18 protein-coding genes are annotated in these 12,694 nt (G+C 49.7%); 12 read left to right on the forward strand and 6 right to left on the reverse strand.

Annotated elements, in window-relative coordinates; translation table 11 throughout:
- Window positions 1-184: 184 nt before the first annotated feature.
- Window positions 185-862 (forward strand): response regulator transcription factor, encoded by a 678-nt coding sequence (locus tag ACOQPM_RS12835; RefSeq protein ID WP_420629663.1) that lies wholly within the window; start codon window positions 185-187, stop codon window positions 860-862.
- A 3-nt stretch (window positions 863-865) separates the two neighbouring features.
- Complete coding sequence (locus ACOQPM_RS12840; RefSeq protein ID WP_420629664.1) at window positions 866-2,350, forward strand: sensor histidine kinase; 1,485 nt, start codon at window positions 866-868, stop codon at window positions 2,348-2,350.
- A gap of 58 nt (window positions 2,351-2,408) precedes the next feature.
- Here the strand turns inward: ACOQPM_RS12840 and ACOQPM_RS12845 are convergent, their stop codons facing one another.
- A complete protein-coding gene (locus ACOQPM_RS12845) occupies window positions 2,409-2,834 on the reverse strand; it encodes a PspC domain-containing protein (protein ID WP_420629665.1) in 426 nt (141 codons plus the stop codon).
- Between the two features lie 296 nt (window positions 2,835-3,130).
- On the opposite strand from ACOQPM_RS12845, the gene ACOQPM_RS12850 reads away from it, so the two are divergent.
- From ACOQPM_RS12850 to ACOQPM_RS12865, 4 genes are read left to right on the forward strand one after another with little or no spacing between them, the layout of a single operon-like run.
- Window positions 3,131-3,607 carry an NUDIX hydrolase gene (locus ACOQPM_RS12850; protein WP_420629666.1) on the forward strand — a complete coding sequence of 159 codons (477 nt, stop codon included), beginning with the start codon at window positions 3,131-3,133 and terminating at the stop codon, window positions 3,605-3,607.
- A gap of 7 nt (window positions 3,608-3,614) precedes the next feature.
- On the forward strand, window positions 3,615-5,105 hold the full coding sequence (locus tag ACOQPM_RS12855; RefSeq protein WP_420629667.1) for a serine hydrolase: 1,491 nt from the start codon (window positions 3,615-3,617) through the stop codon (window positions 5,103-5,105).
- A 3-nt stretch (window positions 5,106-5,108) separates the two neighbouring features.
- Window positions 5,109-6,689, forward strand: a complete 1,581-nt coding sequence (locus ACOQPM_RS12860; protein WP_420629668.1) for a serine hydrolase — start codon at window positions 5,109-5,111, stop codon at window positions 6,687-6,689.
- Window positions 6,690-6,726: 37 nt separating this feature from the next.
- Complete coding sequence (locus ACOQPM_RS12865) at window positions 6,727-7,200, forward strand: DUF420 domain-containing protein (protein WP_420629669.1); 474 nt, start codon at window positions 6,727-6,729, stop codon at window positions 7,198-7,200.
- A gap of 126 nt (window positions 7,201-7,326) precedes the next feature.
- Here ACOQPM_RS12865 and ACOQPM_RS12870 read toward each other — a convergent pair whose 3' ends face one another.
- The 4 genes from ACOQPM_RS12870 to ACOQPM_RS12885 all read right to left on the reverse strand — a co-directional run bounded on the left by ACOQPM_RS12870 (window position 7,327) and on the right by ACOQPM_RS12885 (window position 9,360).
- Window positions 7,327-8,076: a DUF2306 domain-containing protein gene (locus ACOQPM_RS12870; RefSeq protein ID WP_420629670.1), complete on the reverse strand. Its 750-nt coding sequence runs from the start codon at window positions 8,074-8,076 to the stop codon at window positions 7,327-7,329.
- Between the two features lie 27 nt (window positions 8,077-8,103).
- Window positions 8,104-8,517 (reverse strand): DUF6326 family protein, encoded by a 414-nt coding sequence (locus ACOQPM_RS12875; protein WP_420629671.1) that lies wholly within the window; start codon window positions 8,515-8,517, stop codon window positions 8,104-8,106.
- 158 nt (window positions 8,518-8,675) lie between these two features.
- Window positions 8,676-8,903: a helix-turn-helix transcriptional regulator gene (locus ACOQPM_RS12880; protein WP_420629672.1), complete on the reverse strand. Its 228-nt coding sequence runs from the start codon at window positions 8,901-8,903 to the stop codon at window positions 8,676-8,678.
- Window position 8,904: 1 nt separating this feature from the next.
- Complete coding sequence (locus tag ACOQPM_RS12885) at window positions 8,905-9,360, reverse strand: hypothetical protein (RefSeq protein WP_420629673.1); 456 nt, start codon at window positions 9,358-9,360, stop codon at window positions 8,905-8,907.
- Window positions 9,361-9,596: 236 nt separating this feature from the next.
- Here ACOQPM_RS12885 and ACOQPM_RS12890 point away from each other — a divergent pair, with 236 nt between their 5' ends.
- Window positions 9,597-10,259, forward strand: coding sequence for a Pr6Pr family membrane protein (locus tag ACOQPM_RS12890; protein WP_420629674.1), 663 nt, complete (start codon window positions 9,597-9,599; stop codon window positions 10,257-10,259).
- A 45-nt stretch (window positions 10,260-10,304) separates the two neighbouring features.
- Here the strand turns inward: ACOQPM_RS12890 and ACOQPM_RS12895 are convergent, their stop codons facing one another.
- Window positions 10,305-10,553: a hypothetical protein gene (locus ACOQPM_RS12895; protein WP_420630531.1), complete on the reverse strand. Its 249-nt coding sequence runs from the start codon at window positions 10,551-10,553 to the stop codon at window positions 10,305-10,307.
- Between the two features lie 88 nt (window positions 10,554-10,641).
- Between ACOQPM_RS12895 and ACOQPM_RS12900 the strand changes: the two genes are divergently transcribed.
- The 5 genes from ACOQPM_RS12900 (at window position 10,642) to ACOQPM_RS12920 (ending at window position 12,521) form a co-directional block, all read left to right on the forward strand.
- On the forward strand, window positions 10,642-11,166 hold the full coding sequence (locus tag ACOQPM_RS12900) for a hypothetical protein (protein WP_420629675.1): 525 nt from the start codon (window positions 10,642-10,644) through the stop codon (window positions 11,164-11,166).
- A 97-nt stretch (window positions 11,167-11,263) separates the two neighbouring features.
- Entirely contained in the window at window positions 11,264-11,503 is a 240-nt protein-coding gene (locus ACOQPM_RS12905; protein WP_420629676.1) for a CopG family transcriptional regulator, read from the forward strand.
- Window positions 11,496-11,765: a type II toxin-antitoxin system RelE family toxin gene (locus tag ACOQPM_RS12910; RefSeq protein WP_420629677.1), complete on the forward strand. Its 270-nt coding sequence runs from the start codon at window positions 11,496-11,498 to the stop codon at window positions 11,763-11,765. Before ACOQPM_RS12905 ends, ACOQPM_RS12910 begins: the two co-directional genes overlap by 8 nt.
- Window positions 11,766-11,896: 131 nt before the next feature.
- Entirely contained in the window at window positions 11,897-12,199 is a 303-nt protein-coding gene (locus tag ACOQPM_RS12915) for a DUF433 domain-containing protein (protein ID WP_420629678.1), read from the forward strand.
- The gene (locus tag ACOQPM_RS12920; RefSeq protein ID WP_420629679.1) at window positions 12,192-12,521 is read left to right on the forward strand and encodes a DUF5615 family PIN-like protein; all 330 of its coding nucleotides are present in this window, start codon (window positions 12,192-12,194) and stop codon (window positions 12,519-12,521) included. Before ACOQPM_RS12915 ends, ACOQPM_RS12920 begins: the two co-directional genes overlap by 8 nt.
- Window positions 12,522-12,694: the final 173 nt, after the last annotated feature.

The following is a 12,694-nucleotide window of genomic DNA, read 5'->3' on the forward strand; positions in this document are numbered from 1 at the left end:
CAAAAATCGGCCGTGAAAGACGCGAATCTCAACACGGCTTCACGTTAATTCGTGAAATTCGCGGCTAAAAAAGCTTTTTCTGCGGGGTAGCAGAATTTGATGTGCAATTGAACTTTTATTCCATCTTCCCACTTCCATTGTAACCCTGCCCCGCTGATTCAGACAAACTATTTTGGAGGCTAACATGACAGTTCGCATTCTCGTGATTGAAGACGAAGAACGAATTCGACAATTTTTACAAAGAGGGTTGAGCTTTGAAGGCTACCGGGTAGATACGGCCGCAGATGGCCAAACCGGGTTAGACCTCGCCCGCGAAAATCCGCCAGACCTAGTGCTGCTGGACCTCATGCTCCCCGGCATGGACGGCATAGAAGTGTGCCGCCGCCTGCGCGCCGTGAGCGATCTGCCCATTTTGATGCTCACCGCCAAAGAAACCATTGAAGACCGCGTGACCGGTCTGGATGCCGGGGCCGATGATTATTTAGTAAAACCTTTTGCTTTTGATGAGCTGATGGCTCGCGTCCGTGCCCTGCTGCGCCGCTCCCAACCGTCCCAGCCACAGGTGTACCGCTTTGCTGATTTGGAACTGGATACTGGAACAAGGCAAGGAAGGCGAGACGGCCGTATCTTCGACCTCACCGCCAAAGAGTACGAACTGCTAGAGCTGTTCATGCGCCACCCACGCCAGGTACTCACCCGCGACCTCATCTTTGACCGTGTTTGGAATTACGATTTTGGTGGTGAAAGCAACATTATTGAAGTGTACGTGCGCTACCTGCGCCAAAAAACTGAGGAAGGTGATTTTCCCCGCCTGATCCATACCGTGCGTGGCATTGGCTACGTCTTGCGTGAAGAGTCGTAAAAATTGTCTATTCAGAACCGCCTACTTTTTGTTTATACGTCTATCTTCATGGTGGCTTTTGTGCTGTTTGCCGCCATTGTGTATTTGCTGCCGCGTAGCCGCATTGACGAAGAGGTAGATGATGATTTGCGGACGCTCAACAGCGAGTTGCGCTCGGCAAACGTGTCTACCGGGCGTGATGGCACCGTTTTCTTTGAGCTGGGCCAGGATTTGGATGATTTGGAAACGGCCGCTTCCTTCTTCCAAGTTGTGAGTACAGATCGGGACATTTCCTTGCAGTCGCGCAACATGGCGGGGTTGCCCCCCGACTTTGGCTTGCTGGATGAAGATGGCCTAAACGAGGAAGAGACGCTCAACTACGTCACCCGTGGTGAAAGTACCATGCGCGTTCTCACCACGCCAATTTTTGATGATGACGAGCTTGTTGGTTACCTGCAGGTGGGGCGGCTAGTTGACAATATCGAAAGTTTTAACCGCTTCTTAGTCATTGCCCTGTTTGTTGGCTTTGCTGGCGCGTCTGCCTCCCTCTTTTTGGCAGTTTTACTCACGCCCAGTTCCTTTAAGCCGCTGGAAGATATGGCTGCTGTGGCGCGCCAAATTACCAACGCCGATGATCTGAGCCGCCGTGTGCCCAACACCGAACGCACCGATGAAATTGGCGTGCTGGCCCGGTCTTTCAACCAGCTTCTGGAGCGGCTAGAGCGACTGTTCCAAACTCAACAGCGACTGCTGGCAGACGTGTCGCATGAGCTACGCACGCCGCTCACCGCTATTCGGGGCAACGTAGACCTCATGCGCCGCATGGGGGATGCCGACCGGGAATCGTTGGAAATCATCCAGGAAGAGATTGAGCGGATGACGCGATTAGTTGGTGATTTGCTGCTGCTGGCCCGTGCCGATGCGGGAGGTCTGCCGCTGGAAAAGCAAAAAGTGGAGCTAGACAATTTGCTATTTGAAGTGTACCGACAGGTGCGGCTACTGGAAAAAGGGGTCGAGGTCAAGGTCACAGAGGTGGATCAGGCGTGCATTATGGGGGACGTGGATCGCTTGAAGCAGCTATTGCTAAATCTGGTAAGCAATGCCATCAAATACACGCCAGGTGGCGGCACGGTAGACATTAGCCTTTCCAAGAAAAATGGCTGGGCTTACCTAAGGATTGCCGATACGGGGATGGGTATTCCGGCTGAGGATTTGCCTTACATTTTTGATCGATTTTATCGTGTAGATAAAGCCCGTGCGCGTGGCCATTCTGGCCAGGGGCAGGGGGGAGCTGGCCTGGGTTTGGCCATCGCCAAATGGATTGCCCAGGCGCATGGCGGTAATATTGATGTGATGAGCAAGGTGGGTGAAGGCACAACGTTCACCATCATTTTGCCAATTCTGGTGGAACCAAAGCCAGCCACGGCCGAATCGAACGCTGATGAGTTAAGCAAAACACGGCCTAGTCTGCGAGCGTTGGGGGCAACCTTTCGGCGTTCTTCTCCATGAAAAAACGGCCGTCTCTCGCAGACGGCCGTTCCACAAAATACGCAGTTCAGAAATTAACTTACTCTTCTCGCCGCATCAACAGGTAAATACCGCCGCCAATCAGGGCAAGCGACCAGAAAACAATGCCATTCAGCCAGTCGAACCAGCCAAACTGTGACATTAAAAAGTAAATGCCAAACAAAATCAGGATGGTGCCTACCGTGCTAGGGCGGTTTAGCCGACCAACCTTACTAGAAACGGTTTGGCTCAGATCATCGAAGTTGTCTTGTAGCACGGTGCTGCCGGATTCACCGGCGACTGCTTCGCGGGGCATAATCACCCACAAAACCAGGTAAATCGGCCCGCCAATGCCACTGGCAAATAGTAACAATACAAAAAGAAGCCGCACCCAAACGGCGTCCAGGTTCAAATATTCTGCCAAACCGCCGCATACACCGGCGAGCATTTTGTCTGTTTCGCTGCGAGTTAATCTATTTTCAGACATGGTTGCCTCCATTTTTGCAACGTTCATTTGTTGAACTATGCGCCTATACGTCTGCCAGCAGTGAAAGTTTCGTATTTATGCAACCGATTTTGCACATGAGCGTGGGCTAAATTGCACCTGAACGGCAGAATAATGTTTTGTGCTTCTGGTTGCTAACAACTGACGGTATCGGCCGTTTTTGTTATACTGGCTCGTCAATAAATTGTAAACAAATTCCGTTGGCCACAATCTGTATATTTGCCAACTGTTTTGCGGAATAAAGTAAGCAACGGCCGTCTGGGTCAACGAGAACTTGCATGTGGAAACAAAGAGCGGCCAAAATTGCAAAATGGTCGCTAGCCCGATGGGGTATGCGCCTCATGATACAGCTAACAGTGCCGCGCACGCGTGTGGGGGTGGCTGTAGTAGCAGTGAATGATAACCTTGAGGTGTTCATGGTGCGCCACGTTTTCCATCCGCTGTATGAATGGGGGCTGCCGGGCGGCTGGCTAAATAAGAATGAAGCACCAAAAGATGGTGCCTTGCGCGAATTAAGGGAAGAGACTGGATTAACGGCCCAACTTGGCCCAGCTATCTCCGTACAACATGATCCAGAAACGGTGCATATTGGCATTGCCTACCCTGCCAAGCTGAACTCTGGCGACATCCGGTTAAGCCATGAGCTAATCGAGGCGCGCTGGTTTGCCTGCGAAGCGTTGCCGCAGCCAATTACGCATCATACCCAGTTGGCAATTGATGCGGCCGTTGCTTACTATAAAAATTTGGAGAATTAGGTAAAAGATGAATCGTCGCTCCTCCCCAGGTGCAGGACAGTGGCTAACTGTCACCATTCTGGTGGGCACATCCATATTTCTTTTGATTAAACTGTTTCAGTTTGCCAGCTTGCGTGGTAACTTCCCAACTGGGCTTACCGTAGCTGGTGTGCCCATCGGTGGGCTATCCCCAGCAGAAGCAACCAATGTGCTGACGAACCGATATATCGAGGCACCTGTGATCATTTATCATGGTCAGGATCGGTTTGAGATTAGCCCGGCTGACGCTGAATTTGAGCTGGATTTAGAAGCGATGCTGAGTCGTGCCGACATCGAGCGCACCCAGCAAGATTTCTGGGCTGGTTTTTGGGGATTTTTATGGGGAAGGCCCGTAGAAGTGAGTCCCGTTGAGCTGTCGGCGACGCACAACCGGGAAGCGTTGCGCCGTGTGCTGGCAGATATTTCTGCCCTGATGGATGAGCCAACCCAGCCTGCCCAGCCAGTCCCCGGCACGTTTAGCTTTCAGTATGGCGAGACGGGTACGGTTACCAACATCGAAGCCAGCTTTGCCGATGTGGAAGGGGCGCTTTACCGAGCCAGCAACCGTGAAGCGCGGCTGGTGGTAGAACCTAGCAACCCGGAACGGCCGCAAATCAATCTACTCACCCGCCTTTTGGTAAACAGCCTGCAAGATTATGAGCAAATTACGGGCGGTGCGGCCAGCATGTTTGTAATGGATCTCAACGCTGGCGTGGATGAAATTGCCATCAATGCAGATTTGCCGATGTCGGGTATGGATTTGCTGAAGCTGCCTATTGTGCTAGAGACGTATCGCTTGCTGGATCAAGAGCCAACGCTGACGCAGGCGGCGTGGATTTCCAGCACGTTGTCGGCAGATTTGAGCAACGAGGGGGCAAACCAACTGCTCCGCTTTGTAGCCGGGCAGGATGACCCGCGCCTGGGAGCAGAGCTGGTAACGCAAACGATGCAGCGTTTGGGCTTAGTAAACACGTTCATTGTGCTGCCTTACGACAGTGAACCACCAGCAGGGACGGTACGGCCGTCTACTCCTGCCAACTCTACCGAAGAAGTACGCACATTGCCCAACCCCTACCTGCAAACCACCGCCGAAGATATGGGGACGCTGCTCTCTATGCTCTACTACTGCGCCGAGGGCAAGGGTGGGGCGCTGATGGCCGTTTTTGAGGGAGATATTACCCAGACGGAGTGCCAAACAATTTTGGCATTTATGCTGCAAAACAAGATTGGTAGCTTAATTGAAGAGGGGGTACCGCAGGAAACGGCCGTTGCCCACCGCCACGGCTGGATTAGCGACACGCACGGAGATGCAGGCATCGTTTTTTCCTCTGGTGGCGATTACGTCATCGTACAATTTTTGTATAAACCAGATTGGCTAGAGTGGGAAATTAGCTCACCGTTGCTGGCAAATTTGTCCCGCGCTACCTACAACTACTTCAACTTTGATAATCCCTATCTAACAGATGCCCGGACAAACTAGACCATGTTAAAGGTAATTCAAAGATTCCTGACATTCATTTTGCTGGCTGTTGGCTTGCTGTTTTTAGGGTATCAGGCATTTTTATACAGTTTGGTGCGTGAAAAGCTGCCGACCGCTACCACAATTGCTGGCATAGACGTGGGCGGTATGTCACGCGAGGAGGCGGCTGAGGCGTTGCGGACACACTACTGGTCGCCCATTATGCTGCAACATTTGGAAGAGAAAGTTGACATAAATCCTCAAGATGTTGGCTTTAACCTGGATGTTGAGGCGATGCTGGATCAGGCAGAGACAGCGCGTGGCGAGGTGCCCTTTTTAGAAGGATTTATTGAGTTTTTGCTCAATCGTTCGTTCGAAGAATCCTCCGTTCCCATCATAGCTGGGTATGATCAGGCTGCCTTGCGAACACAGCTTGAAAATGTAGCCAGTTTCCTGGACAAGCCTGCTACCGCGCCACAGCTTTTGCTGGGGGCAGGCAGCAATTACCAACCGGGCGAGTCTGGTTATGTGACGGATGTGGATGCTAGCTTGCCTGCGGCAGAGATGGCTCTTTACCAGGCGAACGTCGAAGATCGTCAGGTTGATCTGGTGATTGAGATGCAGGAACCGGCCGATCTGAATATGGAGGTGCTGCAAACGCAAATTGAACAGGTGATGGCCAATGACGGCCAGGGGTTGTTGGCCAGCGTGTTCATCATTGATCTGCAAACAGGCGAGGAGTTGGCTATCAATGCAGACGCAGCCATTTCTGGGTTGAGCATTTTAAAGATTGCCATTTTTGTAGAGACATACCGGCGACTGAATGGCCCACCGAATGAGTATGTGCAGGGTTTGTTGTATGATACGGCCGTACAATCTAGCAACTTTGGCGCCAACCTGCTGCTGCATGAGATTGCGGGCGAGGCTAACACTTATGAGGGCGCGGAACAGCTTACTGAATCGCTGCATCGTTTGGGGTTGGTGAACACCTTTATGGCCATTCCGTATGATGCCATTGCGGTTTCAACCCGACCTAGTACCTACACGACCCCCGCTAACACCGGTGCCAACCTCACCTTTGAACCAGACCCCGCCCGGCAAACCACCGCCGAGGATATCGGAACCCTGCTGGCGATGATTTACCATTGTGCCAACGGCGGCGGCGCATTGCTGGCCGTCTACCCTGGCGAGTTAACCCCACAAGAGTGCCAGGCCATCATTGATTTGATGGTGCTTAATGAGGAAGGTAATTTAATTCGCTTTGGCGTGCCGGAGGAAACGGCCGTTTCCCACAAACATGGCTGGGATGAGGTAACGCACGGCGACGCAGGCATCGTCTTTTCACAAAATGGCGACTACGTATTGGTAGAATATTTACACTTTCCACAGGGCGACTTCTTGCTGCATGATTTTAGCTTCCCCATTTTGCGTCAGTTTGCCCAGCTTACCTACAACTACTTCAACTTCCAGGATCCGTACACCGAAAATGTGGTAGATCGGGCGCTACGCGAGGCCGCGGCACGCGAGGCAGCAGCAGCCGCTGCGGCAGAAGAGGCTGCTGAAGAAGGTACAGAGGTTGAGATAACCCCAACCCCCGCTCCTTAATTTCAATTAATTATCATCCCTACCAAAAGAGGTACTCATGCTTAGTTCAGATGGATTTTTAGCCCCAGCCAGCTACATGGGAGCCGATCTGGCTCTGGTAGGGGAGCTGCTGTTTTACATTCTCATTTGCGTGGCTGTGGTTGCCCAGCGGCGCGGCAACTATCACTTGCACGATTGGATTCAGACACCCGTGGTGGTGCTGAATTTCTTTTTTATCATCGTCATTATGGTGTTGTCTTTGCGGTATGAGAATGTGCCGAGTGAGTTTATGCAACGGCCGTTTGAGCCATTCTATCTTGTGGTGGTCATCCACGCGGTTTTGGGCATCATTGCCCAGGTTTTGGCTACGTACTGTTTGCTGGCTGGCCACAAAATCTTGCCGCGCAAAATCGGCCGTTTGCGCTACTGGATGTGGGCGACCTTTATTGTGTGGACGGCCGCTGTGGTGATGGGCGTGTACACGTACTACATTTGGTACATTGTTACTCCAGAACGGCCGCATCTTTTTTGAGATTGGAAGGATTTTATGCTTTCCGCGCCACAATCCAGTAGATTTTATCTGCCTCGTCCCAGAGTTTTGCTTCTAATAGCTCAAAGTTGCTGCTAGCAACGGCCGTCGTGCTTTTGAATAGCTTCGTCATATGCGTACGCTCTTTTGACCCAGAATACGGCCGTCATGTTGCACTTCTCCATTTGATTTTCCGGTACGTTCGCGCCACAAAATCCACTCGACGACGAGCAGATTGAGCGAAAAGCCAAGCCAAATGACAAAACCAATCATCAAATTACTGATGCTGCCAGTGATGAAAAAGATGGGCAGCACAAACAGCCGCTGCGTGGCCGGGCCAAGCCCAAAGGCTATGGCTCGCATCATCCAGACGCGGTGGTGAGGAATGTCACGAACCAGAATGGCCCGCACGGCAATGAGCAGCGAAACGGCCAGTCCCAAACTGTTAACCATAATGCCACTGTATTTCAAGACACCGCCATATGCTGGATAAAAATGATTCATCCACAGCCCGGAAAAGGCCACCATGAAGCCCGCCACAATCAGCAAACGCCCAGACCAGCGGTGCCACTGGGGCCAACGTTGCCAGATGGCGGGTGCAAATTGGAGCGGGCCCAGCAGGTTGAACAAGATGCCACCCACAATATGTAGCACAATGGGAATGGGCATAAGGAAATATTGCATGGCGGTAAATTCATCGGGAACGGGCGGCGGCCCTTGCTGAATATTGTTTAGCTGCATGGCACCAGACAAGACGTTCAATGAGCCAAGTGCCAGCAAGAGGGCAGGGGCCAGCCATCCTTTCTTTAAATTATTCTTTTGATTTGCAGGGTTTATTTGTGGAACGGCCGTGCCGCCCACCTTCTGTAAATTATTCATTTTTTCCTCCAGTTGGTTGGGTTTTTGTTATGCAGATGACCTTATCTTAGGCCAGCGCCAGGCAAGCCAGACGATGAGAGCCAGGGTTACGATTTCTACGGCCGCAAAAAAGCTATCATCAAGATCATTCGCGCCATTCCCAAGAACGTACCCAATGCCCAGCACGCCAACGATGATGTTTGCCCAGCGATTCGGGCGGTATGGCAATATTTTTGACAAGGGAACCATGATAATGAGAAGCTCTAGCATAATGCCTGCTTGTAGCAGCAAGCCTTCTGTCATGGCCACACCATTTACCGTTCCGGTCATAATCTCGGCTAGAAACCCCGGTCTGAATAACTCGTGGATGTCCCGAAAAATGACGTTGAGCAGGCCGAACAGCCACAAGGTTGAAAGCAGCGCCTTCACATCCAGCGTGGCTTTTTCTTGGATTAAATTCATTTTGTACTCCTTTTTTGCAGTCGGGCAGTGCGGCTTCGTGGGCAACGGCCGTACTTCAACAAATGCAAAGTAAGTTGTGAATCTGATGGTTAACTTGGACTGTTTAGCGTGTTGTTTCGGTTTTCACCGAATTGGTGAATTACTAAATTGTGGGTTGCCTAAATCGGATCATCCTTGGGGTCATAAGAAAACACTTCTTCTAATGGTGAATCAAAAACGTAGGCAATGCGAAAAGCCAGTTCGAGTGAGGGCGAATATCTTGCCTGTTCAATAGCAATGATGGTTTGCCGCGTGACATCCACCTTGCTAGCTAGCTCTTTTTGCGTCATTTCGTCGTGCAAAAAGCGCAGCTTCCGAATATTGTTGCGAATAGCACTCTTGCTCATCTTAAAACCCCCGCCGATACAGAACCAGTCTGGCGATATCGCCAATAATTTGTGCCAGTAGCCCAAAAAAGATTAGCAAAGTGAACATGGTCAATGGGGGCTGCCCCAAGACATAAGTGAGCATAGCCGCAAACACCCCCAACGAAGAGACGGAATAGGTTATCTTCGTGCCCCTCAAATCAATCAGTTGGTCACGCTCATCGGCCAAATCTTCAATATCAGGTTCTTTTTCGCCTGTTTGTATTGCCTGAATGATGGCTGAAACAATGTGGGTCAGGATGGTGGCAATAATTGTGAAGATTATTGCCAACACAATGGTGATGCCCCAAAGGCGAAACACGGCCGCTTCTTGTAGACTGCCATCTTGAGACATGCCAAGCAGCCGTAGCAGGTAAAATCCCAAAATCAATATAAAACTCGCCAATGACACAGCAACATTTTTTTCCTGAAAGGTCATTATTCCCTCGATTTGTCTAGAAATTTTTACTTTTAGTAAAGTTAAGCGAACATATAGTAATATATAATTTACCTTGTGTCAACTACTTTTTACATCAAAATCTGAAATCGAGCACTTTTGGGGATTTGCTTGGGTTAAGAGCGGTGTTTGGGGAACGGCCGTAGTCATTGTTGCGAAGAAAGATCGGCGGTTGGTACAATCTTTCTGCAAATCACTTAAACTAGAGGAGAAACCAGATGAGCGCAAAAATGAACAGAGAACGCAAAATGTGGCTGTGGACGTTACTTTTATCGTCGCTTATTGGCATTTCTATTTGGTACGGCCGTAGCTTACTCAATGCGCCCGTGGCAGAATGGGGACGTGAAACAGTCAGAACGTTCAGCTTTTTTACGAACCTCAGCAACCTGATCATTATTATTATGGCGGCGGCTTTACTGATTGGGCGTGGCAGACTGGATGGCTTTTTCAAATCGCCAGCGGTGCAAGCTGCCTGCTGTTTATACATCGCTTTTGTGGGGTTGGGCTTCTGGTTTATTTTGGGCGGGCCGCAAAATGTGCCCTCCTGGCTGTTTTGGATACCGGAAATGACGGCGCATACGCTATCGCCAATTCTGGGCGTGGTGTTCTTTTTACGTGGGGTACCGAAGGGGGAACTGACCTGGAAGCACCCCTTCGTCTGGCTCGCCTACCCCATTGCTTATCTGGTTTATTGGCTCTTTCGCGGGCCAATTGTGGGCTACTATCCTTATTTTTTCGTCAATGTGGATGCTATTGGCTACTCAGGAGTCGCGGCTTGGTCTGGTGCGCTCATCGTCATATTTCTCGTCCTAGGCCTCATCATGTGGCGCATAGACAGTTGGCAGGCCAACCGGCAGGTGCGTTTGTCGGCAACGGATTGAGGCAGGGGAGATACGGCCGTCGTCTTTGTAATTCCCCTAAATATTTCAAGCTTGTGAGGTGGAAACGGTCGTTCTTCTGTAAGATTGCTGCAAATAATAAATGTTCACCAGCACAATGAAACCATTCACCACGGCCACCGGGTAGGCAGCAATCATCAGGCCATACGCTGTAAACAGCAGAGCCCCAACCAAGTTGATCACCCGCAACTTGACCAACGAGCGCATCATTAGTGACACAGCCACAAAAACTGAAGCTAAATAACCCAACATTTCAAAACTCAACAGCGCTTCCATCATAAACTCCTTTCAAGCAATATTGATTCATCAAATAATTGAGCATCACTTTAAGTTGCTGTCGTGACACGAGCGTGACGAATAGCGGATGTCGCTCGTCTCTTTTTCTAAATTTTGGACAAAACGGTTTACAAACGGCCGTAATCACGCTATCTTTTCAACCATGGAAACAGAAACCATTGCCCTCATCTTGGCACCCCTCGCCTTTTTCATCATCTTCCCCCTGTTTTGGAGCGGCATCGTCTTTTTCATTTCCCGACTTGGGGGGTGGAACCGCATGGCAGAAGCGTACACTTACCATGAACCACTCTCGGCCGAATGTCTCTCGATGCAAAGTGCCACGTTGCGCTTCTCATCCAGCTACCGGAGTGCCCTCAAAATCTGCGCTGATGATGAAGGGCTTTACTTCTCGGTACTATTTTTCTTTCGGCCTGGGCACCCCCCATTTTTTGTGCCTTGGGGAGAAATTAGCGGTGCAAAAACTAGCTTTGGTCTTTTTAGCGTCGTTGATCTTCGCTTTCAGCGGACGCCCGACATGCCTTTCCGCATTTACCCGCGCGTGGCAGATAAATTAGTTGAGGTGGCAAACGGCCGTTGGCGTTACTCAGAATAGCCAGTTGACATTCGGGGAATGTGCTTTGCATTACACTTGATATTGTGAATAAAATTGAATACAATGGGCTGGAAAAATATTCAGAGGAGCGCAAATCATGTCTAAAACAATCACCCTTCGGGTCAATGACGACGTTTACCAGATGATAAAAACGGCCGCAGACGGGCAACGACGCAACCTTTCCAACTTTATTGAGTTTGCCACACTGCAATATTTAACCTCAGCAACCTATGTTGACGATGCTGAAATGGAACTAATTCTCAATGACGCAGAGTTGGTTGCTAACTTGAGGCAAGGACTCGAAGATATTAAAAAGAGCGACTATACCGTTGTTTGATTTTAAGATTGCTGAAACAAAAACGTTTGCCAAAGTTAAGAAGAAAATCAATCCGAAATTGTATCAAAAAATCAACGATGTTGTTTATCCTCAATTAAGAAGCAACCCTTATTTTGGCGCAAATATTAAAAAGTTGAAGGGTGAATTCGAGGGATTTTACCGGTACAGAATTGGCAATTACCGTCTGTTTTACCTGATTGATAACAAGAAGGTTTTTGTGTTTATCGTCGATCTGGTGCAAAGAAAGGATGCTTATAAGTAATGAGTTGGCTGTTTTTCATTGGTCAGTTGGTTGGGGTGATGAGCGAGATTTCGAATAAAATCGAGTATAATCTTGATGTGAAAGTTGATTAGATGTAAGTTGCTGCATCAAATTTGAGCGGGGAAACAGAGATGATTGTACAAACGCTAGACCATTACATCGAAAAGACAGAAGGTGTGGTAGGCGGCAAGCCCCGCATTGCTGGACGGCGCATTGCGGTGCAAAACATTGTCATTTGGCACGAATGGTTGGGGATGAGTGCCGATGAAATTGCCACTGAATACGATTTAACATTGGCCGAAATTTATGCGGCATTAGCTTACTACCACAACAATCCAGTCGAAATTGACGAGGCAATCAAAGCCAGCGAAGCCTTCGTCGCCGAAATGAAAAAGAAGATTCCTTCCAAGCTACCTATCCAGTTTGATGAGTGAGATTAGGTTCCAAACAGATGAACATATCCCGGCTGCTGTCATCGCCGGGCTAAAGCGTCGCCGTGTGGATGTCTTGAGTACGCCACTAGCGGGCTTGCTTGGTTCTGCTGATGAAGAGCAGTTGGCTTTTGCCGCACAGGAACAGCGTGTTTTGATAACTCAAGATGACGATTTCTTGACACTTCATGCTCAGGGTGTGCAACACGCCGGGATCGTTTTTGTGCAACCCAGACAATCCATTGGTTACATGGTGCGTGGGTTGCACTTCATTTTCCAGGTGCTTTCGGCTGAGGAAATGGAAAATCACGTGGAATTTTTGTAAAGTTCACGACCGTTTCCCATTTGTCAGTTGGTTGGGGTGAGGTGTGGGGGTGGATACGGCCGTACCGTTTTGTGATTAAGCAAAAATCTATCTTGTCACAAGAGCAACACTCTGCTAATGTATTTGGCGTATAAAGCAAATCGTGAAGTTACTTAAATATGGTAAACTCACGA

The sequence above is a fragment of the Candidatus Leptofilum sp. genome, from assembly GCF_965223525.1.
GTDB lineage: Bacteria > Chloroflexota > Anaerolineae > Promineifilales > Promineifilaceae > Leptofilum.